This window comes from Alteromonas lipotrueiana, assembly GCF_019249245.1.
Lineage (GTDB): Bacteria > Pseudomonadota > Gammaproteobacteria > Enterobacterales > Alteromonadaceae > Alteromonas > Alteromonas lipotrueiana.
Map to the genome: position 1 here is coordinate 59543 of NZ_JAESDK010000021.1, position 25330 is coordinate 84872.

Here is a 25330-nt window from a genome sequence, read left to right on the forward strand (position 1 = left end):
GTAAGGTGGAACTGAATCAGTTAACCGCTATTTCCCCGGTAGATGGTCGTTATGCCGGAAAAAGTGAAGCGCTGCGCGAAATTTTTAGTGAGTATGGTTTGCTAAAGTACCGCGTTCAGGTAGAGGTTCGGTGGCTTCAGATGCTGGCAGCTCATCAACAGATTGACGAGGTGCCCGCCTTTAATGAACAGTCAGACACTCTGCTTAACAACATTGTGGATTCTTTTTGCGTAGATGATGCAAAGCGTATTAAAGAGATTGAACGTACAACCAATCACGATGTGAAGGCAGTAGAGTACTTTTTAAAAGAAAAAGTTGAAGACAATAGCGAGCTGAACGCAATCAGCGAATTTATACATTTTGCCTGTACTTCTGAAGATATAAACAATCTCTCTCACGCACTTATGCTAACTGATGCTCGCGACGAAGTCATTCTTCCTTATTGCGACAAAATCATTAGCGAACTAAAGCGTTTGGCTAAAGAGTATCGTAGCGTTCCTATGATGGCCCGCACCCATGGGCAGCCCGCTTCTCCTACCACTATGGGTAAAGAGATGGCGAACGTGGCAATGCGCTTGATTCGTCAGCGCGATCAAATTGCGGCGGTTTCATTACTGGGTAAAATTAATGGGGCTGTGGGTAACTACAATGCTCATTTATCCGCGTATCCAGACATTGACTGGCATCAGGTTGCTGAAAAATTTGTAAATAGCCTTGGCCTGAGCTGGAACCCCTACACCACCCAAATCGAACCTCATGATTATATCGCTGAGCTGTTTGATGCTGTAGGTCGCTTTAATACGATACTTATCGATTTTGACCGTGATGTATGGGGCTATATTGCTCTGGGTCACTTTAAGCAAAAGACCATCGAAGGTGAAATTGGTTCTTCTACCATGCCGCACAAGGTAAACCCTATCGACTTTGAAAACTCTGAAGGCAACCTGGGGCTGGCTAATGCAATTTTTGACCACTTAGCCACAAAGCTGCCAATTTCAAGGTGGCAACGCGATTTGACTGACTCGACGGTACTGCGCAACCTGGGTGTAGGTGTGGGCTATTCGCTTATTGCTTACCAGGCTACCTTAAAAGGCATTAGCAAGTTACAGGTTAACGAGCCCAGCTTACGGGCCGAGCTGGACAACAACTGGGAATTACTTGCAGAGCCTATTCAAACGGTAATGCGCCGTTTCGGTATTGAGAAACCGTACGAAAAGCTTAAAGAGTTAACCCGCGGTAAAAAGGTAAATGCCGAAGCCATTAGCCAGTTTATTGATACCCTGGATTTGCCAAACAGTACCAAGGACGAGTTGAAAAAATTGTCTCCGGCCAATTATATTGGGGATGCTGAACGTCTGGTGGACCAACTCCCCGAGTAAATAAAACATCGACGCCAGCTTTTTCAACAATGAATTACTGGCGTTGCTTTAACTAAGCCGTTCACGGGTTTTGGCTCATTAGCGAAACAGCGCAGGTATTTCATGATTGCCTTACCGGTTGTTATGGACAATATTAGCTGTGAACGTTAACGGTCAAAACCAATCCACATTATTCTTCAGGTTAGTTGCGAGTACATACATTGCAACTGGCAACGCTTTATCCTTTTTCAGTGGTGTTGGTTATTTTTTTGCGACCCATAACCATTTCATTTCCTGGCCTTTGGGTGTTTTGTTCACTACCTTTGGTAGCTTGAGCCCGGCCCTACTTAAACCGGCCGTAAAACCTGCCCGCCCACCATTTTTAATGGCTACTCTGTCTTTGCTTATTTTAGTCACATCACTATGGAAACAGGACATTGGTTTACCCTATCTTTTAGTGCTCTTTATTTTTTGGGGTAGTTGGTTATTCACCGCTAGCGAAATGCGTGTACGGCGTTTGGCGCAAAGTGTGTGCCTGGCAGGTGGCTTTTGTTCTAAGGTAAGTCTATTGCTCCAGTTGCGAGTTGCACTATCCCTTGTTGTGGGTATTGGTATAGGTTACCAGGCAATAGGCAAAGTGGTCAGTATATTGTCACGTTCTGTTGTCTGGGGTTTTCACCTTAGCCTCTGGTATTGCCCGTTGTTATATTCCCGAAATGGTTCGTTGAAACAATGACGTCATTTAACCCCCCACAAGAATACGACAACGTCAGCGTTTTATTTGCCGACTTCAAAGGCTACACCCAACTGTATACAAGCCTTTCAGATGCAGAAGTTGTAAGACTGCTCGACTCGTTTTATCGGCAGGTCGATGCGCTGACCCTGCGCTTTGATGTAGAAAAAATTAAAACCAATGGCGATCAGTACATCGCAACCAGCAAGATGGAATCTGCTTTGTTTTTGCCGCAGTTTCACCCCAACCGGGGCGCATCAAATCTGTGTCTTTTTGCGTTCGCAATCATCGGGGTAACAAACCGGCTAGCAATTGAGTACGAATGTGACATCGCGATAAGAATTGGCATTGCCTCCGGCCCCATTATAGGAGGGATGATTGGGTTGCATAAACCCAGCTTCGATATATGGGGAAAAACCGTCAATATGGCCGCCCGGCTTGAACAACACAGTCGCGCCAACAGAATATCGGTATGCACGCTTACCGCTCGCCTGTTAAGCCATCAACAAAGTGGCTTTGAACCGGGACCCGAAATTTTATTATGCAACCAGTATAAAGCGTACGAGCTGCGCAAAACTCACCAGAATTTTGTATAATCTCGGCCCATAAATGTTTTTTATTTCCAGGTTCAGGGTTTGTATTCACTTCAATTAGATGTGGTCTCATTTTTACGAGACTATTGGCAGCAGCAACCTTTAGTCATTCGCCAGGGTTTTTTGAACTTTGTCGACCTTTTAGACGAGCACGACCTGGCAGGATTAAGCGAGTTAGACGAAGTAGATAGTCGCATAATTCAACACCACCAAAAGCAATGGCACGTTAGCCATGGTCCTTTTGATGATTTTTCAAAAGTGTGTAACGGGCAATGGACTTTATTGGTGCAAGGTGTTGACCGGTATATTGGTGACGCTTCTGAATTAATCGAAGCATTTAACTTTGTACCTTACTGGCGCATGGATGATTTGATGGTGAGTTACGCCTCCCCCGGCGCAGGCGTGGGCCCGCATCTTGATCAATACGATGTCTTTTTGGTGCAAGGTAAAGGCCGGCGCCGGTGGAAGGTAGGTAAACCTGGCAACCATACGCCTGCGTTTGTACATCCCCAGATAGCGCAAATAGAGCCTTTTGAAGCATTGATAAATGTTGTGCTTGAGCCCGGTGATATCTTGTATGTACCCCCAGGCTGGCCTCATGAAGGGGTTGCAGAAGAAAACTGTCTTACTTATTCGGTGGGATTCAGAGCGCCTGATCAACAACAACTTATTAATGCCCTTCCTGATATCTTTGATGAAGATAATACGACGAATGTTCGTTATACCGATGCGGCCCGCCAGCACAGCGATCATCCTTCGAAGATCAGCCGTTCTGAAATAACCACCCTCAAATCGATGATTTTAGATGTTGTGACCCAGCCTCAGTGGGAACAGGCGCTGATGCGATTGTTGAGTGATCAGCAGCTCAGTACGCAAACGCCGTCTACATTAATGCAATGCCAGCAGTTAGCAGAATCGTTAGACAACGGTGATGAGTATGTACGCATTCCTGCTTGTCGGCCACTTTTCAGCGATTGCGCTTTTTCATCTGAGTTTTGTTTTTATATCAATGGTGAAGCCTTTACTTATGGTGGTGAAAACCTTGAAGCATTATTGATTTTGTTGAAAGGTGACCCAATAAATAATATATTCGTAAAACATTATAAGCCAGATGATGCATTTTTTGAGCTTTTAACGACACTGATAAACAAGGGCTATTGGGAGCAAACGGAAGACTTCTGAAGCAGTTAGCCGATATCACACGCAGGGACTGCGAGTTATGATACGGGCGTATATTATGGTTTTTTTGGTGGAGAAAGTAGACTGGTCGAGCGCAAGTCAGCGTTTAATTGAATTACGTGAAAAAGTTTTTATTCTGGAATGGCAAGTGCCACGTGAATGTGAATTTGACGAACTTGACCGACAGGCAGTACATATTATTTTAAGCAACCAAAAGGGCGAGGCTATTGCTACAGCCCGGCTTACCCAAGACGGCGAAATAGGCCGCGTAGCCATTCGCATTGGCTACCGAAACCTGACAGTTTACAAAAAAATATTCAGTGTACTTGTTGAACATGCGCGGCAAAATAACATTCAGCGCATTGCGCTTAGCTGCAACATAGCCAGTGTAGATCACCATACGCGGTTAGGTTTCAGACCTACCGGCCAGGCTTTTATGGAGGCAGGCGTAGCCCGCCAGATTATGAGCTGCCCTATTGGCCGGTTTAAACTGCCGGATGTTACCCAATTGCACTAGTTATCAAGCAAAGACAGTAGCTGCTGTAACGGATGCTTTGGCTTAAATCCGTCAATTCTGTTTACCTGAGAGCGACAAGAGTAGCCGGTAGCCATTATTTGTTCTGGCGCATAGTTAGCAATAGCTTGTTCCCAGGAGAGCTGATAAATACCCAATGAATTGGTTTTGTGATGTGCTTCATGTCCATAGGTGCCAGCCATTCCACAACACCCTACACTGACAATTTCAACCGACTGATTCAATCGTTCGAATATCTGCTGCCAATGTTTTTCGCTGGCAGGAAGCGCGGTTTTTTCGGTACAGTGAGCAAACAACGCTAAAGTATTGTCAGGCTTTTTCAAGGTCTTAAAATTTTCAACCGGCACATCGTTAAGCCATTCATGTACAGTCAATACGCTAAAATGGCCGCGCTTGTCGGCCAAAGCCTTGACATATTCGTCGCGATAGCACAGTACTAATGAAGCATCGAGGCCAACTAACGGACACCCCAATTCATTTAGTTCATTAAGAAAATCTGCGGTATTTTGTGCGGTTTTAGCAAACCTGGTTAAAAAACCCTTTACATGTTCAGGCTTACCGTTGGGCTTAAACGGTAACAGCACAGGCTTAAACCCCAGCTTTTGTACTAAACGAATATAATCCACCACCAACGGTGCTTCATAAAATGAAGTAAACGGATCCTGAACAATCAGCACATGCTGTTGCTGTTCAGCCTTACTCATCGTTTTTAGTTTTGCCAGATCAAACTGTTGTATTGCGGGCGATAATGTCGAACTTAAAGGCGGTGAAGACAAAAGCGGCATATCGACATAACCCAATGCTTTTTTCATCAAACGATTCGCCCAACCGTGTTTTTGAACGCTATTAAACACGCCAGGGGCTTTTGCCATTACAGGCGCCATTCGTTCCACATTTGCAACCAGATAGTCTTTCAGAGGTCGGGTATACCGCTGATAATACAGTGACAAAAAGCGTGCTCTAAAATCAGGAACATCCACTTTTATAGGACATTGACCCGAGCATGATTTGCATGCCAGACATCCATCCATCGCATCAAAAACTTCATGTGAAAAATCATCGTGTTTACGCCGGGTATTGTGCAATTTTTGCCACCACGACTCTGAAAAATCAGAAGCTTTCAGCGAGTCGGTTTTTACGCCCTGTTCGCTTAACAATCGTAACCATTCGCGAATGAGGCCGGCTCTGCCTTTGGGGCTGTGGCGTCGGTCTCCGGTAACTTTGAATGACGGACACATAGGTGATGACGTGTCGTAGTTAAAGCACAAGCCATTACCATTACAGCTCATCGCGGGTTCAAATTCATGTTTAAATTCAATGGGAATTGCTCGGTCAAAAGTAGCACGCTTCGGATCGGCTACTTTTACCAGGCTTTCTGAGCTGTGTAGCGGAGTACAAATTTTTCCGGGATTCATTTTGTTACCCGGATCAAACGCGCCTTTTACTTTACGAAGTTCGGTGTACAGTTCTTCCCCGAAAAACTCCGGGCCATACTCACTACGATACCCTTTACCATGCTCTCCCCACATCAAGCCTCCGTAGCGCGCAACCAGCGCAACCACTTCATCAGATATCTGGTGCATCAACTGTTCTTGTGCCGGATCGTTTAAATCTAACGCTGGCCTGACGTGCAATACGCCAGCATCGACATGCCCAAACATCCCATATTGCAGTTCGTGGGAGTCTAGCAGGGCCCGAAAGTCCATAATAAAGTCGGCAAGATTTTCTGGTGGAACGCCGGTATCTTCTGCAAATGCAATGGGCTTTCGGGGGCCGTCTACTTTCCCTAACAGGCCCACCGCCTTTTTGCGCATAGCGTAAATTTTGTTAATATCAGACGTATCACTGGTAAGCTGATAACCAATAACCCCATTGCGCTGACTTTTAATATCTTCGTTCAGCTCTTCCTCTAGCGCAGCCAGACGCTGTTCAATTTCCTGCTGGTTGTTACTGTTATATTCCACCATATTAAGCCCCAGCATGGTTTTTTGAGGCACGTCGGTTATTAAATCTGAAATTGAATGCCAGATGATATCGGTTTTGGCTAAATTCAAAACTTTGCTGTCAACGGTTTCAACCGATGTTGCGTTTGCGGCAATCATGCGCGGAGCATGGCGAAGTGCAGACTCGAATGTATCGTATTTTATGTTTATCAGAGTTTTGTAGCGTGCAATCGGCGTTATCGACAACGTGGCTTCAGCCACAAACCCTAATGAGCCTTCGGCGCCGGTTATCAGCCTGCTGATATCAATACGCTGATTCTGAGCATCGTAGGCATGCTCTAAGTCATAACCGGTTAAAAACCGGTTCATACGTGGAAATGTGGCCAGTATTTTGTCACGCTTATCGATACATGTTGCTAACACCTGACGCACAATGCGTCCTCTGGTGTCGCTTGTATCTGCAATAGTGCGTGCTTCGTCAACAGACATCGGGGTAGTATCAAGCCGCTCGCCGTTTGCCAGAATAGTAGTAAGGCTCAGCACGTGATCACTGGTTTTTCCGTAGACCAAAGACCCCTGCCCTGACGCGTCAGTACTTATCATGCCCCCTAAGGTGGCCCGGTTACTGGTTGATAAATCGGGTGAGAAAAAGTAACCGTGGGGCCTCAAGGCATCATTTAACGCATCTTTGACTACCCCGGTTTGCACCCGAACCCAGCCTTCATCAATATTTATCTCTAATATTTGATTAAGATGACGTGATAAATCTACCACAATGCCAGAGGTCAGACTTTGTCCGTTGGTGCCCGTACCGCCTCCTCTTGCCGCAAACTTAACCTGACCATGCTGGTTGGCAAGCTCGCCGACAATTTGTAAATCTTCGACCGAACGCGGGTATATAACGGCCTGTGGTATCGCCTGATAAACCGAATTATCGGTAGCCATGACCATACGACTGCCATATTTATATTCAATATCACCCTTAAATGCACTTAGTTGTAGCGCCTGTAAATACGCTTTATAAGGCTTTTCAAGAGTACTATCGGGGGCAATACGGGGTAATTTCAAAGACTTGGCTCCACACAATATTCTGCCTTGTATTATACGCGGGTGTGCGTCCCGCCTCTAGCTCATTTAACCGATTTATCAGACTAAATTTGCTTAACACATTTTGTTACTACCCACAGGCTGTGCGGTTTGGCTGGTTTGTTTATACTTATTCAAACCTGATTTTGCAAAGAACACCTACTCCATGAAAATACTTCGATTATCCCTGGGTGCCTTATTAATGATTGTTGGCGTGGTATTAACACTGTTGCCAGGTTCTATTTTGCTGGTCATTGGGGGGTTAGTCTTACTTAGCTACGACTGGCCGCCGGCGCGTCGCTGGTTAAAAGTTTGCCAAAAAGCGATGCGGCGCAGCGCCGTAAAAGTGGATGCGCTATTGCTTGCCCGTAAATATCGGTAACATCTGATAACGAAAGGCAAAACACAGCTTGCAGTAATAAGTTCGCGCAAAGGCGAATACACGCTTTGCGCGACGCTACGCCGAGCAATTGTTGTTACTTACTCGTTTTATTGGTTTTAGGCCCCGAGCTCGTTTTTGCCCCGGTGTCATCCTGAGAATTTTTATCGGCAGAACTTTTGTTAGTATTGGTCTGTGGATTGTCGGTGTCAGCCGAGTTCTCGTCTTCACCCTGGTAGGTTTCGCCCTTGGCGTATTGTTGCACAGTAGTATCTGTCGATGTACGTTTAGCTGCAGGTTTAAGTAATTTAGACACCAGATACGCTGACGCAAAACCTACGCCCCCGCCTACTAATACATCGGAAAAATGATGAGCATCACGCTGGGTACGCGAATGCCCGATGATAGCGGTCGCTGCGCCAGCCGCTAATATCGGTCCGTAGCTTTTAGGAAGACTCGCTGCCACGGCCGTTATCGCGGCTGCGTGCCCCGAAGGCATAGAGTTGTGGCTATCTTTTAAACTAAAACAATCAAAAGTTGAGCCAGAATCAGCACGCGGCCGTTGACGTCCTATTATTCTTTTTAAACCTGCATTAATTGCTCCCGCTAAGGCCGAGCTTAACGTGGCTCTTAGCAGTGTATTCTGTACTGTTTTAGAATCAGAAAAACGTGAAGCTGCGTATGCTGAGGCCGCCAGGGCAACGACAGCTGGCGGCTTGGTGACCGCGCTTAACGTCTCAGAAGCTAAAAAACCATTGGGCTTCTTTTTGCTTTTGAATATATCATAAGCCTTATAAGCCGCCAGGCCCTTTTTACCTAATAAATTTGCCATATCATTCTCAGTGTGTGGGTGATCATCTGTTAACTGTATAAGAAGAATTTGGGTATTCAGATCGACTTCCAGCACGCATGTTTTTGCAGGTAAACCAAATGGTGTGCAAAGTTCGGTACAATATTTATTTTTAGCGCGGCATAACGTTCCTTTCGGTAACCGCTTCGTATTTATAGCAACACACTTAAATTATGCACAACACATTATATTCGGGGTAAACAGTAATGAAGGAAATACAGGCTGAAACTAACAGCTTGGTAAAACACGGTAGCTTCATTACGCTGTTGGGTTTATCACTGGTCGTGACTATTTTGTATGTGGCAAAAATGGTCGTTATGCCCATTGCCGTTGCCGTAATGCTGACATTTTTACTGGCCCCTTTGGTTATTCGGTTTCAACGTGTAGGCTTACCCCGGGTGGTGGCAATAATTTCCACAGTAATTATCGCCTTTAGTGTTATCACCGCTATTTTCTGGATGATAAGTATTCAGGTAATAAGCCTGGCCGAACAGTTACCGGGTTACGAGCAAACAATTCGCACCAAGGTACGCCAGATAAATAATCCTGAACCTACCCCTAGCCCTTTGAGCAGAGCCGGCGATGTTGTCGAAAATCTGCGTAAAGAGCTGAATAACGAAGCCACTGAAATATCTGAATCTGGTGAGCAAGATGCCAGTACTATCGCAAGAGCGCCTATCCCGGTAGAAATTAAACCAGCAAAAATGAATTTTTTTGAGTCTACCTCACAGGTTTTTGGCCCTTTTGTAAGCCCATTGGGGACCACCGCACTGATCGCCATTTTCGTTATCGCTATTTTATTTCAGCGTGAAGACCTGCGTGAAAGATTTATCCGAATATCAAGCGGGGGGCGATTAAACATTGCCACCGAAGCTTTAGATGAAGCTGCCAAGCGGGTATCGCGTTATTTAATGATGCAATTGGTGGTAAATGCCGCGTATGGAATCCCCATTGGTATCGGGCTTTATTTTATTGGTGTGCCTAATGCCATGCTGTGGGGATTTTTGGCTACCCTGCTGCGCTTTATTCCTTATTTGGGGCCGTGGTTGGCCGCAGCTTTCCCCCTTGCTTTAGCCTTTGCCATTGACCCAGGCTGGTCAAAATTCTTTTTAGCGTTAAGCTTATTTTTGAGTCTGGAAATTGTCAGCAACAATATTATTGAGCCCTGGTTATATGGGGTAAGCACCGGAACCTCTAACTTCGCCCTTATGGTAGCGGCGGTCTTCTGGACCTGGCTGTGGGGCCCGGTCGGACTGTTTCTTTCAACGCCGTTAACGGTTTGCATGGTTGTATTAGGAAACTATGTTCCCAGCCTCAACTTTATTAGTGTATTACTAGGCAGCGTACCGGCACTTAAGCCCCACGAAAGGTTGTATCAACGCATGCTGGCAATGGATTACGATGAGATGCTGTTCCTGTCACAAAGTTTTTTGAAAGAAAACACGACTCACGAATATTTTGACCAGTTATTATTACCGGCGTTAAGTTTGGCCGAAGTCGACCGGCATAAAGGCGGATTAGCAGATATCAGACACTCTTTCATCTTACAAAACACACCCGAATTACTCGAAGACCTGTTCGATAAAGACGATATAGAAATTGAAGATACAGATACCCGTAAGCGCGTGCTGATTGTTCCGGCAAAAGATGAAATGGATGAGCTTTCAGCGGTAATTCTGACAAAAATTTTCGCGTTAAATAATATATCGTCCAGCATCTATTACGGCGACAGTATTGTCAGAAGTTATGCAGAGCTGGGGGAGTATGAACGCCCTGACTTAGTGTGCATCTCGGCGCTTCCACCCCGCGCCTTTATGCCTGCCCGCCGTTTAGGCAGAAGCTTAAATAAAATGAAATCTGCGCCCACGTGCATGCTGGGGATCTGGAATTATGAGGTGGACGCTACCGACTTACAAAACCGGTTGCCAGAGAATGGTAAAATAGTGGTAGTCACCTCGGTGGATATCTGTGTAAACGAAGTTCAGGCACTTACAGGCATAAGAAAACCGACAGAGCAAACAGAAGAGATAAGTGGCCTTGCATCAGCTGCACCTGAAGCGTAAACAAGTCACGCTGTGATTACTGAAAAGCTGTATTCAAAGCGTTGAAGCTAAAAGAGGGAGTCTTCAGGGTTCAACTCTGATTACTCCTAAGGGCGCGGTTAATACATCACGTTTAAAAAAGCAAAAAAGCCGCCCTAAAAAGGCGGCTTAACTTACATTTTGTAAATTACTTTTGATTTTCGGCCAGATACAACCAGGTCTCAACCACTGAATCCGGGTTTAGTGAAACCGAATCAATTCCTTCGTCTACTAACCAGGCAGCAAAGTCCTCGTGATCAGAGGGGCCCTGACCACAAATCCCGACATACTTACCCCGTTTTTTAGCAGCCTGAATAGCCATAGACAACAAGGCTTTTACCGCTTCATTTCGTTCTTCAAACAAGTGAGCGATAAGACCAGAGTCCCGGTCCAGACCAAGGGTTAGCTGGGTCAGGTCATTGGAGCCGATAGAGAAGCCATCGAAAATATCCAAAAATTTGTCGGCAAGTAACGCATTAGAAGGCAATTCGCACATCATAATAACGCGCAAGTCATTTTCGCCTTGCTTAAGTCCTTGCTCTGCCAGCAAATCGATAACCTGCTGACCTTCTTCAACAGTACGAATAAATGGGATCATTATCTCAACGTTAGTCAGACCCATTTTATTGCGTACACGTTTAATAGCTTCACACTCTAAAGCAAAACAGTCGCGAAACTCTTCTGAAACGTAGCGGCTGGCACCACGAAAGCCCAGCATTGGGTTTTCTTCGTCTGGTTCGTACTGATAGCCACCTACCAAATTGAAATACTCATTTGACTTAAAGTCAGACATACGCACAATCACTTTTTTGGGCGCAAATGCAGCCCCGATGGTCGCAATGCCTTCCACCAGCTTTTCAATGTAATATTCGGTAGGCGAGTCGTATCCGGCAATCATGTCAGAAATTTCTTCTTTCAGCTCTTCAGGCTGATCGTCGAAATTCAACAATGCTTTAGGATGAACACCAATCATGCGGTTGATAATAAATTCTAGTCGCGCTAAGCCTACCCCTTCGTTTGGTAAGCGCGCAAAATCAAAGGCTCGGTCGGGGTTACCTACGTTCATCATTACCTTTAGCGGTAAATCGGGCATAGAATCAACCTGAGACGTTACTACATCAAACTCTAACTCAGAGTTGTAGATGTAGCCCGTATCGCCTTCTGAGCATGATACGGTAACGGCATCACCGGTTTTAATGCTCTCGGTAGCGTTGCCACACCCTACCACTGCCGGAATACCAAGTTCACGGGCGATAATCGCCGCGTGGCAGGTACGACCGCCACGATTGGTAACAATGGCCGAGGCTCTTTTCATGATCGGCTCCCAGTCCGGGTCGGTCATGTCGGTAACCAGAACATCACCGGCCTGGATTTTGTTCATCTCGTCAATAGAGCCTAAAACTTTGGCGGTACCGGCGCCAATTTTGTGGCCTATTGCGCGGCCTTCACAAATAACTGTGCTTTGACCTTTTAGTTGAAAGCGCTCAATACTTTGGGTGTCTTCACGGCTACGAACAGTTTCTGGACGAGCCTGAACAATGTAAAGCTTGCCGTCTACGCCATCTTTAGCCCACTCAATATCCATAGGACGTTTGTAGTGCTGCTCGATGATAACGGCTTGTTTCGCCAGTTCCTGCACTTCGTCATCGGTTAATGAAAACTTCATGCTGTCAGCACGATCTACATCAACAATATCTACCTGCTTACCATGCTCAGCGTCGTCAGAGTAAATCATTTTGACCAGCTTACTGCCAAGGTTACGACGTACTATGGCGGGTTTGTTGTTTTTCAGTGTAGGTTTGTGCACATAAAACTCATCAGGATTCACCGCCCCCTGCACCACCATTTCACCCAAACCTACTGAACTGGTAATAAAGACTACATCTTCAAAACCTGATTCGGTATCAATAGTAAACATTACCCCTGATGAGGCGATATCACTGCGAACCATACGCTGTACACCCGCAGACAAGGCTACGCCTTTATGGTCATAACCCTGATGTACCCGATACGAAATAGCACGGTCGTTAAACAATGACGCATAAACATGTTTAATTGCCACCAGCACCGAATCGTAACCTTTTACATTCAAAAACGTTTCTTGCTGACCTGCAAACGACGCATCAGGCATATCCTCGGCAGTTGCAGATGAACGAACAGCAAAAGACGCGTCGTCACCGGTGTCACCTTGCAACGTTTTAAAGGCTGAGCCAATCGCTTCTTCAAGCTCGGGTTCAAATGGGGTGTCGATGATCCATTGACGGATATTTTTGCCTGCTTCAGACAGTGCATCTATATCGTCTACATCCAGTGAATCAAGTACTTTATGAATACGGTCATCTAAACCGCTTTGCAACAAGAACTTGTTAAAGGCATCTGATGTAGTAGCAAAACCGCCTGGCACCTGCACGCCTGCGTTAGCCAGATTTGAAATCATTTCGCCCAATGAAGCATTTTTGCCCCCTACGCGACCGACATCCTGCATTCCCAACTCTTGATACCAAAGTACGTATTCTTGCACGGCCTGAGCCTCCAGCTTTTGACTAAAATAGTGTCCATGAAAATGGATTGCATTTACCTGCCGAATTCAGATTACATCATCATCCGACTGGCTTTTCGTTGAAACCATCATAGAATGGGCCAAAAGTGAAAGTAAACTTTTTATTAATTCTGTAATATTATTACAACAAATAGAAGGAACGGCTGTGAGAACCGCTTATTATATTTCAGATGGTACAGCCATCACTGCAGAAGTTTTTGGTCATGCATTACTGTCTCTATTCCCTTTGCAGCTGAAGCATAACACCATACCGTTTGTCGAAACGGAAGAACAAGCCTTCAAAGTACTTGAACAAATATCTGAAAGTTTTCAAGATAGCGGAGAAAGGCCGCTCGTTTTTTATACAATTGTGAATGTGGATGTACGCAAAGTTATCTCTCGTTCGGTCGGTATAAACTACAATTTTCTGGACCAATTTGTGGCTCCGCTGGAAAAAGTCCTCGGCGTACCGTCCAAACCTGAAAAACATCGGACCCACAGTATTCACGAAACCACCTACGATATTCGGATTGAAGCCGTGAATTACGCATTGGCCAACGACGATGGCTCAAATCTTAAAGAATATGGTGATGCGGATATTATTTTAGTGGGCGTTTCGCGCTCAGGCAAAACGCCCACCAGTCTGTATCTGGCGCTACAGTATGGCATTAAAGCTGCCAACTACCCGTTTACTGAGGAAGACATGGGCGACATGCTGAAAATCCCCCCCGCCCTTCGCCGCTATAAAGACAAATTATTTGGTCTGACAATAGCGGCTGAACGTCTGCATCAGATACGCTCTGAGCGTCGGGCTAACAGTCGGTATGCCTCAATGCAGCAGTGCCGGATGGAGCTACGTGAGGTTGAAAACCTTTACCGACGCGAAAAAATTCCTTATTTAAACAGTACCCGCTATTCGGTCGAAGAAATTTCGGCCAAAATTCTGGCCGAAACCGGGCTGCAGCGTCGTAAGTATTAGGGCTTTGCTGAGGAAGTTTTGAATAGGTCAAACAGCGGGGTCAGATACTCAGCAAACGCTTTGTACTGATGCCGTCCGCTTTGATAAATAGGTTGCCTTACCTGTTCAGAGCTTGGGGTTTTAATAACCCGGCGGGTTTCATAAAAGCGTAAGCATTGTTCTTCATGCTCTACCCCAATAAAATCAAGTAGCCGCTGTACCTGTCCTTCTAAATCATCTAATACCGCTTCATGCTGAACCGTTAAAATTTCGCCCGGCAATACACTGTGCCAGTGATCCATAAGTTGTTCGTAGGCCAGGTAGTAACGGCCTATGTCATTCAGGTCGTAGCTAAATTCCTGACCATCACCAAACAGCTGTTTATAGCCACTAAAACAGCAGGCAAAAGGCTCACGTCGGGCATCAATAATTTTTGCATTTGGCAAAATTCGTTTTATTAAGCCAATGTGCACAAAGTTATTAGGCATTTTATCAATAAAATATGGCGCGCTTTGTCGGTATGCACGAGTCTGTGCTAAGTAGGTTTCGCCTAATACCTGACATTGCTTATCACTTAGTTTATGCAGATTCTGTGGATAACCTTCACCTTGTCCTGACAAACGCGAAGCCAGGGATAATATGTCGTGCAACTCCATTGTGCCGTCTATCTGTGAATGCGACGATAATATTTGCTCAAGCAATGTTGAGCCTGCGCGTGGCAGTCCGACGATAAAAATAGGATCGGGTGCAAGGTGCCCGGCCTGGTGTTTAAACAAAGCTGCGTTACACACTTGCTGCTGGGTACGAAGCGCTTTTTCGGTACGCCGGATATCAAAATCCTGAGTACGTTTTTTTAGCGTGTTGCCCCGCTGGTAGTAGTCAAAGGACAGGTCATATTGTCTGTTGTCCTCATGGGCTTTGCCCAAGGCAAAGCACAGGTGAATACGATCGTGTAAACTGGTGTGTTTATCTGCCTCTATGCGTTGCATTTGCGCCAGTAATTCAGGGGTAAATCGATAGGTTTTGGTATTGGCAAGGCTCCAGTAAGCATCGCCCAATTCAGGTTGATAATGCGCTGCTTTCAGGTAGGCCTCAATGGCGTTTTTAAGCTCGCCGGCACTTTTTTGAACATGCCCCAGGGCCAGCCACAAACCTGGCTTGTCTGGTTGTGCGCGCAGCAATTGCTGATAAATAGCAATGGCTTCGGGCAGCTCCCCGGTTCCACTTAACCCTTCAGCTAATGCAGTTAGGGCCGCTACGCTTTCGGGCTGGTGCTCAAGGCGTGTGCGAGCCAGCGCTATTGCCTCAGGATATTTACCCAGTTTTAGCAGCAAACTTTGATAAGCTATTTGTCCACGTTCTTCGTGTGGATATAGCGCAGTACAGCTTTCTAAGAGAAATTCCGCATCGTGATATACCTTCATTCGCAAGCCAAGTTCGGCAAGCAGCAGCATAGCTTCTACATGATGTTTGTTTTGTTGTAAAAAGCGTCGGCAAACCTGCTCGGCTTTGTACAACTGCCCTTCATACATCAGGTCGTACGCACCCAGTATTGGTCGTGGAAGGTTTTGCAAATACGCGACATGCTTTGTTGCCAGCTGCAAGGCCTGATCATTGTTCTGATGCTGGTATTCTTTTAAAAGTTGCTGCCAGGCGCTAATCAGTGCCGGATTAAATTTGGTCGCTTGGTAAAATGCCGATACGGCATCGCCGCTCTGTTTTTTTGCTAAAAAACAATAACCTTGTTCCTGATACGCGCGGCCGTGATCAGGCTGCAATTCAAGCAGGGTATGCAACGATTCAAGGGCATTTTCAATCTGCCCGCTTAAGCGCTGGGCTACGGCCTTAAGATACCAGAAGGCGACGGCACTTGTACCTGTAGACTGCTCAATACCCTCTTTACACATGGTAATGGCTGACTTGAATTGAGAATTTGAAATTGCTTGCTGAATACGAGTCTGGATATCAGTGTGTTGTACTGCCATAATTTTAATTTCTTTCTAAATGAAAACGGCAACCAAAAGGTTGCCGTAAATATTACACTAACTGAAGTTTAGTAATAGTCGTAAGACAATCTTACGCCAATAGTACGAGGACGATTGGTCACTACTTTTGGTGTAAATTGTTGGGTATCAATGTTCAGTACCGCGTTTTCGTCAAAAACGTTGTCGACGTATAATTCGGCTTTCCAGACATCGTTGGTTACACCTACTGCCAGGTTAGCAATAACATAAGAGTCCTGAACATAGCGGCCCCCACGGAATGTTTCACCCTGCGAATCAGCGTAAGTAACCCCTTCGTAAACCGCGGCTTCATCTTCTATTGTCAGGCCTGAACCGGTGCCATAGATAAGCTGTGTGGCATCTTCCATCACATAGGCATCCATTACCATACCCGCCAGACGATCGCCGGTGTAGCTTACTGAACCGTTAACATATCCGCGACGGCCTTCTTTCATTTCAAAGAAGTAACGCGCATTGACGTTTCCTGAAAAGCTTGCCGAATAAGGCAGTTGTGCGCCAACTCCGGCAGAAATACCTGCCAGCTCTGAATTAATCCGGGTTAACTCTGTATCCAGTAAACTGAACGCCGCGTTAATCACCAGATCATCGGTGGCTAACCAGGTGATATCAGCATCCATACCTTTTATTTCAGCATCGCCTACGTTATCGGTGAATACCAAAAACGAAATATTGGTGGGGTCAAAGCGTGATGTTTGTAAATCGGTAATTTCAGAGTAATAGGCCGTGGCATTTACCCGTAAAATTCCGTCAAGAAAATCACCTTTTATGCCTAGCTCGTAGTTGTCCAGCGTATCAGTGGTTGAATAAACCGGAATACGGAAGTTTTCAAACTTACCAGACTGGTTTGATGCCAAACCACCACCCACACGGTTAGTTACCGGCGGACGGAAACCTTCAGAGTAGTTACCAAACACCAGAATGTCGTCGTTAACTTTGTAATCAAGTGAAAACTTGAAAATCGTATCATCAACCGACAACACACCATCAGGTTTTAAGTCGTCTACAATTAACTGGCCACTATCAATGGCAGCGTTAACGGCAACCGGATCAAGGCCCACTGCAGCCAGCTCGCTTTCATCTAACGTACCAAACGCGCGAATACGGCGCGACACGTCTACCGTAGACGTTGACCCTTTGTATTCATCATCAATCTGATACCAGCGCGCACCGAAGCTAGCCGTTAAATCTTCGGTAATGTCATATTCTAACTGACCGAAGACCGCAATTTGCTCAATGGTGTGGGTAATATCGTTAATAAAGCTAACGTCAGCCGGAAATGGCCCGCCATTGCTGTTAATACCTTCAGAGCCTACCAGCGTTCGCGCCATTGCCGGAAACTTCTCAGTACTGGCAATGTTGAACTGCCCTACGGTCGCTACTTCCTGATCATCGTAAAACAACCCAGCGGTGACACGCCACGGCGTATCCATGGTGGTGTTAAAGCGCAGTTCATGAGTAGAACGGGTAGAGGTCGTATCTTCGCGATAGTACTTAGTCGGATCTAAACACCGCTCGTCTTCTGCTGCGACGCTGCCGCCATAGTTACACACATAATAGGCAGAGAATAAGCCACCATTAGTATAACCGGTGTAGTCTGCCAGTGTATCTATTTCACGGTCCAGGTAACCACCAGTATAAACCACATCCAGCTTTTCAAGGCGCCCTTCAACAGTCCAGGTAGTCAGACCAAATTCATCGGTATTTTCTTCTGGCTGAAAACGGTTGGTTGAGCTTTCACCCTCAAGGTTAGGATCGTAGGCAAAGACACCTTCGGTCTCCAGGGTTTGCTGAGTATGCTGGACCAATAAATCCCAGTCATCGTTGAACATGTACGACAGACCAAAACGGGCACCAGCATAACTGGCGTCATTAAAGTTGTCTTCTACCAACGCATCGTTACGTGGTGAAACAACTGCTGCGTCTTCCGGGCTATTGATGTTCGGGTTAGTGATACGATTTGCATCCATACCGACAGGGTCTGCCAACACGCCGCCAGAAATACGGCTAATAACCTGAGCACTGCTAATGTAGCCGCCTTCGCCAGGCTGGTTTAACACGTTGTCAATCCAACCCCCCTGCTGGTCGTTGTAAGCAGCAACACGAACCGCCAAATCATCGGTAATCGGCATATTAAAATACGCTTCTACCGCATTACTCATATCACCGCCTTTGGTGAATGAAATATTTGAGTCGGCGCCTGCTGAAAAGGCATCATGTTGGGGTTTATTAGTGATAAGACGTACTGTACCCGCCTGTGAACTTGCGCCAAATAAAGTTCCTTGCGGCCCAGGAAGTACCTCAACACGCTGAATGTCAGTGGCATACACATCCAGGTTACGGCCAGCCATTGATACTGGCTGTTCATCTACATAAAAAGCGACTGAAGGTTGCAGCGCCTGCACCGACGAAAGCATGATATTAGACTGCGTGGTAGCTGCGCCGCGAATGTAAATTTCGTTTTGACCCGGGCCCGTGCCCTGAAAAGTCACGTTGGGTAAAAACTCGACATAATCCTGAAAGTTGTCGATACCCATATTTTCCAAAGCTTCGCCATTTAGTGCGGTAACGGCAACGGGCACATCCTGAATAGATTCGGCTCGTTTGGTGGCAGTAACTTCGATGGTTTCTATTTTAGCGCCTGAATTATTATCGTTAGTTTGCTGGGCATAAACAGATCCTGAGGCCAGCGCGGCCAGAATGGCGCAGCTCAACTGAGTCTTTCTCATAAAAGTGTGTTTCCTTTGTTTAAAAAGAGCGATCGAAAAATACATTGAAGTATAATTATTAGCTTAATGGTTACGTTGCTGCCGCTCAATACACAATTAGTTTTAAGTTATATCTATTTTTCGGGGTTTTTAACCCAAATGTTGCAGCATTTCGTATTATTTCGCCTGAATTCTACACAAGAATCACATTGAACTCTAATAATTACGCTAAAAGTTTAAATTTCTTTATGCTTCGCGTATATTCCGCCCCACTTAATTACCTAAGACCTATTATCCTAAAGTATTAAGTCGTTTTACTCTTTAGCAACAGAAGGACGTTCACGTGAAAAGTGATGATGTCGAACAAGGTCAATTGAATAAGAAGGTATTTATCTCTTCTTCGATATTGATTGCTGCACTAATGGCTTTCGCCGCTTCAGGCCCTGAATTCGCTGGCCAGATGTTTCAAAGTGCACAAGATACAATAGTAACTAACGGCAGCTGGTTTTATGTTGCCACCGTAGCCATAATTCTGATTTTGGTTGTATATTTAGGCATGTCCCGTTTTGGTGAAATTCGCTTAGGTCCTGATCACGCGAAACCCGAATTTTCAATGCCAACCTGGATTTCCATGTTGTTTGCTGCGGGTATGGGTATTGGTCTGATGTTTTTTGGGGTTGCAGAGCCTATTATGCATTTTCAGGCGCCCCCTACGGCTGAGCCAGGTACCATAGAAGCTGTGCAAGAAGCCATGAAAACTACGTTTTTTCACTGGGGATTGCATGCCTGGGCTATCTATGCCGTGGTCGCGTTGATCTTAGGCTATTTTGCGTTTCGCCATAACCTGCCATTAACCATGCGCTCGGCGCTTTACCCGTTAATTGGCGATAGAATATACGGCTGGACCGGCCATATCGTAGATATTTTTGCGGTAACCTCTACCATTTTTGGTGTGTCGACTTCTTTGGGATTAGGCGCAGCACAAATTAATGCGGGATTAAGCTATGTTTTTGATTTGCCAAACAGTAATTCGGTTCAAATCGCAATTATGGCCTTTGTGGTATTGCTGGCGATCGTATCGGTAGCAACCGGTCTTGAAAAAGGTATTCGGCGCTTATCAGAAACCAATATGGTTTTGGCTATTTTATTGTTGCTGTTCATTTTTATAGTGGGTCCGACCGTATTTATTTTACAGGCATATGTCCAGAACACCGGCGCTTACCTGTCTGATATTGTGCGAAATACGTTGAATCTGTTCGCCTACGATAAAACTGACTGGATTGGCGGCTGGACAATATTTTATTGGGGCTGGTGGCTCGCCTGGGCGCCGTTTGTAGGCTTGTTTATCGCTCGTGTTTCTTATGGTCGAACCATACGTGAGTTTATTTTCGGGGTATTGCTCATTCCCACTGCATTCACTTTATTATGGATGACCGTATTTGGAAACACTGCTATTGATCTGGTTTTCAGTAAGGGGGTGACGCAGCTAGCGAGTATGGTTGAAAACGACTCCTCCGTGGCTCTGTTTGTATTTCTTGAAAACTTCCCGTTTTCCAATGTACTAACATTGCTGGCGGTAGTTATGGTGATGATTTTCTTTGTCACCTCATGCGATTCCGGCGCGATGGTAGTTGATATGCTTTGCTCGCACGGTAGCAATAACACTCCGTTGTGGCAGCGAATTTATTGGGCTATTGCAGTGGGTGTGGTCGCCTCCATATTATTGTATGCTGGGGGGTTAAGCGCACTGCAAACAATGACCATTGTATCAGCCCTGCCCTTTGCAATTATTTTGCTGGTGTCGATGTACGGGCTGTTAAAAGCGCTGCGTGTTGACGGTAGTAAACGAGAAAGCTTAAACCTTACTGCCATGCAACCACAATCAGGCGAAACTGATAAAAACTGGCGTGGACGTTTGGAAAATATTATTAGTTTCCCGAACGAACAAACCGTGCATCGGTTTATGGAAAAAACCGCCGAGCCTGCGCTTCGTGAGGTGGCAGACGAATTTAAAGGACAAGGCTTTAATGTTGAAATTGAGCATCAACCGGAAAGTTTGCGATTGACCATCGGTTTGGATAAAGAAATGAACTTTGTCTACGCCGTATACGTGACCAAGGAAGAACAACCCGTGTTTGTGCCTAATGATGATGGCACCGCCACGGCGTCTTCTGAGCAAACCTATTGTCGGGCTGAAGTTCATTTAAGTGAAGGTGGTCAAAATTACGATATTGTTGGGTGGTCTAAACTTGCCATCATTAACGATGTAATAGATCATTACCACAAACATCAACACTTCCTTCACTTAATGAAGTAGGTCAAAAGGAGCACACAGGACATTATGCATGCGTAAAGAAGAAGAATTATTGGTCGCACTTCGCCGCGTTATTCGCGCGGTTGATTTGCGCAGTAAGCAGCTCAGTAAAGATGTTGGCCTAACCGGGCCACAACTTATGGTTATGCAGAATATTGAAGCTAACCCTGGCGTGATGGTACGCCAGATTGCTGAGAGTATTAATTTAAGCCCTGCTACAATAACCAATATCCTGGATCGACTTGAAGCGCGCGGCTTAGCCCAGCGTATACGCAGCACAACTGATAAACGCAAGGTAAGTGTGCATCTGACCGATAAAGGCAACGTGGCGCTTGAAAATGCGCCGCGCCCTTTACAAGAACACTTTATCGACCGCTTTAATCATTTGAAGGAATGGGAGCAAAGCCAGATGGTGGCAACAATGCAACGCATTGCTACCATGATGGACGCTGAAAAAATTGATGCCTCGCCCTTTTTAGAGGTGGGCAGTATTTCAGACCGAAATCCTTAGTCTTGTGTAGATGAAGCTTTGGGCTGATTGGGTCGCCCACCGGTGACCTTATCAGCCCGGCCTTCTTGTTTGGCCCGTTCAGCGCGCTTCTTACGTACTTCTTTAGGGTCGGCAATCAATGGCCGGTATATCTCTATTCTATCACCGTCACTTACTGTGCTGGTAAGTTTAACAACCTTGCTCCAAATACCTACTTTTGCTTCGTCCAGATTAATTTCAGGGTATTGCTCAATAATTTTTGAAGCGTCGATAACCTCTTTTACCGTAGACCCCTCAGCTATCGCAACCTCAATGATTGACTGTTTACCAGGCAAGGCATAAGCAACTTCAGTATTCAACAGACGCATAATTAATAAACCTGTTTGGCACGCTCGATAAAAGCTTTTACCATACTAGTGGCAAGCGCATTAAATATTTTTCCGAAGGCCAGCTCGGTGAGTTTGCTAGAGAACTCAAATTGTAGGTTAAGCTCAATTTTGCAAGCTTCGTCAGACAATGGCGAAAAAGTCCAGCCTCCGGAAAGCTGCTTAAACGGACCATCAATAAGCTGCATATCGATATGACGCGCAGGATGTAATCTGTTTTTGGTGGTAAACCATTGTTTAACCCCTGCCTTAGCAACTAACAGCGAAGCCTGCATAGAGTCAGGCCCCTGGTCAACAATTTTACTGTCTTTGCAGCCAGGCAAAAATTCAGGGTACGATTCCACATCATTGACCAAATTGTACATAGCTTGAGCACTGTGATTTACCAGCGCACTTCTTTGAATTGTGGGCATTAATATTCACTAACTACTTTAAACACTGTTTCATATTCTACCATGAGTTATTGCCCTAAACCTACACTTTGAAAAATGCTCTATTGTACCCATATCAGGATAAATAGCGTACCAACAGCATGGGTTAACGCCTTAAATTAAAGACATTAAATACGCAATCGGTATAATGGCGGATATGAAAAGAAATAAAGCAAATAAAAACACCAGCGGAACCATCGCGCTGAATAAAAAGGCCCGTCACGACTACCACCTTGAAGATAAGTTTGAGGCCGGTATGTCGTTACAGGGATGGGAAATCAAAAGTATTCGGGATGGTAAAGTTAACTTAACCGACAATTACATTATTTTTCAAAATGGCGAAGCGTATTTGGTGGGATGTCGTATAACACCGTTAAATCAGGCTTCTACCCATGTGGTTTGTGCCCCGGAACGCGCCCGTAAACTCCTGCTTAAAAAGCGTGAGCTGGAACGGCTTATGGGCGCGCGTGACCGTCAGGGTTATTCTATTGTGGCCAGTGCTATGTATTGGAAAAAATGCTGGGTTAAGTTGGAAATTCATCTGGCTAAAGGTAAGCACGACCACGATAAGCGCGATGCCGTGAAAGACCGCGACTGGCAGCGTCAAAAAGAACGGGTAATGAAGCACAGCGTATAGCTATTGACGGCGCTGTACATTAACCTGTACAGCGCACGATGTGGGTCATCAAATAAAATAGCCTATACTCTGGCGGCTCAGGTATTTGACTGACGTTCCCGTTTAAGAAATTCGTGATACCTTCGGGTCATTTTTTTACGATGGCGCAAATCCAGGACCAGACTCCATAGTTGCGAAGGTTTAGGTTGGGTCGACAGATCGTTTCCTAATCGTCGTAGCTGCCTACGAATCATCGCCATCGTGACAAGTGAGGCCAGGGTTTTATCGGGCCAGGTACAGTGCGGCGCATCGGCTACAACCTGTTCATTTTTTTGCCACTTAAGCGCTAGATTCGGGGTAATTGCCAACGCGCTTGCCAGGCCAACTAAATCGCATCCCTGATCTAATACCTGCTGGGCGGTCTCAGCACTTCTGATTCCGCCAGTGGTCATTACTGGCATTTCAGCAATACCGGCTATTTGACTGGCGAACTCGACAAAGTACGCGTGTTTGCTCAAAGCCTGATCATCATTACTTCGTCCTTGCATAGCGGGCGCTTCGTAGTTACCCCCCGATACTTCAATAACATCCACCGCCAGCTTATTCAGTTGCAATACAATGTCTTTGGTATCTTCTAAGCTTAAGCCTCCGCGCTGAAAATCAGCAGCATTCAGCTTTACCATGACCGCAAAACCACGGCCGCAGCGCGCCCGTATCTGACATACAATATTTAACAACAGGCGCGCACGGTTCAATAACGAACCGCCCCACTGGTCGTCTCGCTGGTTCGTCAGCGGCGATAAAAACTGAGAGAGCAAATACCCGTGGGCAGCGTGCACCTGCACGCCGTCAAACCCAGCTCGTTGTGCTTGTACAGCCGTATCGACAAAATGCTGACACACCGTATAAATATCATCACAGGTCATAGCCCTTACAGCAGCAAATTGCTTGCTGTAACGCCCTAATTTCAGCGGTATCGCAGAAGGTGCCACGGCCGTTTTATTTACCGCTTTAAAAACCTGCCGGCCAGGATGATTGATTTGCATGATCGCTAACGCGCCACCTGAGCCGATTACTTTTGCCCATTGTTCAAAACGCTCTGTCGAGGTATCTTTTTCCAACACTACCCCGCCGGGTCCGGTCATCGCATGTCGGTCTACCATAACATTACCGGTAATTATCATACCCAGCCCTCCATAGGCCCAGTATCGATATAACGATAATAGATTGTGGTCCGGTAGCTGGTTGTCGCCGGCCATGTTTTCTTCCATTGCAGCTTTAACAATACGGTTTTTTAAACTTTTACCGCATGGCAGCGTAATAGAGGTGTACAACTTTGAATGTGAACTCATTAACTTCATGAAGGTCAAAAAAAGACCGGCGCAGTGTACCGTTTAGCCAACAAAAATGCATCTGTTGGAAAAAATATCTTAGTTGCGGTATTGATAAATTTTACAATAACCTGATATTAGAGTTTAGTGAAAGCAGGTAATCTGCTGAACTGTCTACAATGTAGGCAAAAAGCCAGTAAAATCGTAAACTTGCAGTAGTATTGGTTGTGTAAACCAATAGCTAAAGGTAGAATACGAGTTCGCTTGAGTAAGTCGTATGATTTTACTTAAGCAAAAGACTTCCGGGGCTGATTAGGATTCGACAGGATCTAGGACGCTGGAGGTGCATGCAGAGGTGCGGATTGCCTCTTAAAAAATCCGCTTTAAATAGTCGCAAACGACGAAAACTACGCACTAGCCGCTTAATAACCGGTATAGGCCCTTCCACCACAGCTTAGTTTGCTAGCGTGGATTCGGAAGGTCATATAAGCAAACTAGCGAGGGAAACTTTCCTGAGGTTGAACCGCGAAACAGTATCAGGACAGCTACCAGGAACCCTGTTTGTCGGGGTCCAAAGTAGTTAAACAAAAGACAAACTAAGCATGTAGTACCAATAGTAGACATTTTCTGGACGCGGGTTCAAATCCCGCCAGCTCCACCACATAAAACAACCCTGTGCCATAAGGCATGGGGTTTTTTTTATGTCTTGAATTTGGATGGACTTGAAGCCGCGTGCGGGTTCACAAATTGTCAGGAACAATTTGTATCGCCACCAGGCGCCCGCAGGGGCAGCGCCAGG

The 25330-nt window shown here is 45.7% G+C and carries 18 protein-coding genes and 1 other RNA gene; 11 read left to right on the top strand and 8 right to left on the bottom strand.

What is annotated here, in order from left to right; genetic code table 11:
- Positions 1–5: 5 nt before the first annotated feature.
- The 4 genes from purB (at position 6) to JK130_RS13800 (ending at position 4380) form a co-directional block, all read left to right on the top strand.
- A complete protein-coding gene (gene purB / locus JK130_RS13785; RefSeq protein ID WP_218354907.1) occupies positions 6–1379 on the top strand; it encodes an adenylosuccinate lyase in 1374 nt (457 codons plus the stop codon).
- A gap of 711 nt (positions 1380–2090) precedes the next feature.
- Positions 2091–2687: an adenylate/guanylate cyclase domain-containing protein gene (locus tag JK130_RS13790; RefSeq protein WP_218354908.1), complete on the top strand. Its 597-nt coding sequence runs from the start codon at positions 2091–2093 to the stop codon at positions 2685–2687.
- 39 nt (positions 2688–2726) lie between these two features.
- Positions 2727–3866, top strand: coding sequence for a cupin domain-containing protein (locus tag JK130_RS13795; protein ID WP_218354909.1), 1140 nt, complete (start codon positions 2727–2729; stop codon positions 3864–3866).
- Positions 3867–3921: 55 nt separating this feature from the next.
- A complete protein-coding gene (locus JK130_RS13800; protein WP_218354910.1) occupies positions 3922–4380 on the top strand; it encodes a GNAT family N-acetyltransferase in 459 nt (152 codons plus the stop codon).
- Here JK130_RS13800 and ydiJ read toward each other — a convergent pair.
- Positions 4377–7409 (bottom strand): D-2-hydroxyglutarate dehydrogenase YdiJ, encoded by a 3033-nt coding sequence (ydiJ, locus tag JK130_RS13805; protein WP_218354911.1) that lies wholly within the window; start codon positions 7407–7409, stop codon positions 4377–4379. The two genes, JK130_RS13800 and ydiJ, sit on opposite strands and share 4 nt — an antisense overlap.
- Before the next feature lie 184 nt (positions 7410–7593).
- Between ydiJ and JK130_RS13810 the strand changes: the two genes are divergently transcribed.
- The gene (locus JK130_RS13810) at positions 7594–7809 is read left to right on the top strand and encodes a PGPGW domain-containing protein (RefSeq protein ID WP_218354912.1); all 216 of its coding nucleotides are present in this window, start codon (positions 7594–7596) and stop codon (positions 7807–7809) included.
- A 94-nt stretch (positions 7810–7903) separates the two neighbouring features.
- On the opposite strand, the gene JK130_RS13815 is transcribed toward JK130_RS13810, so the two are convergent.
- Positions 7904–8638 carry a phosphatase PAP2 family protein gene (locus JK130_RS13815; protein WP_218354913.1) on the bottom strand — a complete coding sequence of 245 codons (735 nt, stop codon included), beginning with the start codon at positions 8636–8638 and terminating at the stop codon, positions 7904–7906.
- A gap of 224 nt (positions 8639–8862) precedes the next feature.
- On the opposite strand from JK130_RS13815, the gene JK130_RS13820 reads away from it, so the two are divergent.
- Complete coding sequence (locus JK130_RS13820; RefSeq protein WP_218354914.1) at positions 8863–10719, top strand: AI-2E family transporter; 1857 nt, start codon at positions 8863–8865, stop codon at positions 10717–10719.
- Between the two features lie 166 nt (positions 10720–10885).
- Here the strand turns inward: JK130_RS13820 and ppsA are convergent, their stop codons facing one another.
- The gene (gene ppsA / locus JK130_RS13825; protein WP_218354915.1) at positions 10886–13258 is read right to left on the bottom strand and encodes a phosphoenolpyruvate synthase; all 2373 of its coding nucleotides are present in this window, start codon (positions 13256–13258) and stop codon (positions 10886–10888) included.
- Between the two features lie 184 nt (positions 13259–13442).
- Between ppsA and ppsR the strand changes: the two genes are divergently transcribed.
- Positions 13443–14255 (top strand): posphoenolpyruvate synthetase regulatory kinase/phosphorylase PpsR, encoded by an 813-nt coding sequence (ppsR, locus tag JK130_RS13830; RefSeq protein ID WP_218354916.1) that lies wholly within the window; start codon positions 13443–13445, stop codon positions 14253–14255.
- On the opposite strand, the gene JK130_RS13835 is transcribed toward ppsR, so the two are convergent.
- On the bottom strand, positions 14252–16219 hold the full coding sequence (locus JK130_RS13835) for a tetratricopeptide repeat-containing sulfotransferase family protein (RefSeq protein ID WP_218354917.1): 1968 nt from the start codon (positions 16217–16219) through the stop codon (positions 14252–14254). The genes ppsR and JK130_RS13835 overlap by 4 nt on opposite strands.
- 68 nt (positions 16220–16287) lie before the next feature.
- A complete protein-coding gene (locus JK130_RS13840) occupies positions 16288–18984 on the bottom strand; it encodes a TonB-dependent receptor (protein ID WP_218354918.1) in 2697 nt (898 codons plus the stop codon).
- A gap of 322 nt (positions 18985–19306) precedes the next feature.
- On the opposite strand from JK130_RS13840, the gene JK130_RS13845 reads away from it, so the two are divergent.
- Complete coding sequence (locus JK130_RS13845; protein WP_218354919.1) at positions 19307–21280, top strand: BCCT family transporter; 1974 nt, start codon at positions 19307–19309, stop codon at positions 21278–21280.
- Between the two features lie 28 nt (positions 21281–21308).
- On the top strand, positions 21309–21788 hold the full coding sequence (locus tag JK130_RS13850; RefSeq protein WP_218354920.1) for a MarR family winged helix-turn-helix transcriptional regulator: 480 nt from the start codon (positions 21309–21311) through the stop codon (positions 21786–21788).
- Here the strand turns inward: JK130_RS13850 and JK130_RS13855 are convergent.
- Both JK130_RS13855 and JK130_RS13860 read right to left on the bottom strand, forming a co-directional pair.
- On the bottom strand, positions 21785–22135 hold the full coding sequence (locus JK130_RS13855; RefSeq protein ID WP_218354921.1) for an RnfH family protein: 351 nt from the start codon (positions 22133–22135) through the stop codon (positions 21785–21787). The two genes, JK130_RS13850 and JK130_RS13855, sit on opposite strands and share 4 nt — an antisense overlap.
- Positions 22136–22137: 2 nt before the next feature.
- Complete coding sequence (locus tag JK130_RS13860) at positions 22138–22566, bottom strand: type II toxin-antitoxin system RatA family toxin (protein ID WP_218354922.1); 429 nt, start codon at positions 22564–22566, stop codon at positions 22138–22140.
- A 175-nt stretch (positions 22567–22741) separates the two neighbouring features.
- On the opposite strand from JK130_RS13860, the gene smpB reads away from it, so the two are divergent.
- The gene (smpB, locus tag JK130_RS13865) at positions 22742–23221 is read left to right on the top strand and encodes an SsrA-binding protein SmpB (protein ID WP_218354923.1); all 480 of its coding nucleotides are present in this window, start codon (positions 22742–22744) and stop codon (positions 23219–23221) included.
- A 77-nt stretch (positions 23222–23298) separates the two neighbouring features.
- Here smpB and JK130_RS13870 read toward each other — a convergent pair whose 3' ends face one another.
- Positions 23299–24552, bottom strand: coding sequence for an NADH:flavin oxidoreductase/NADH oxidase family protein (locus JK130_RS13870; RefSeq protein WP_218354924.1), 1254 nt, complete (start codon positions 24550–24552; stop codon positions 23299–23301).
- Between the two features lie 283 nt (positions 24553–24835).
- Here JK130_RS13870 and ssrA point away from each other — a divergent pair.
- Positions 24836–25192, top strand: a transfer-messenger RNA (tmRNA) gene (gene ssrA, locus JK130_RS13875).
- The last annotated feature ends 138 nt before the right edge of the window (positions 25193–25330 follow it).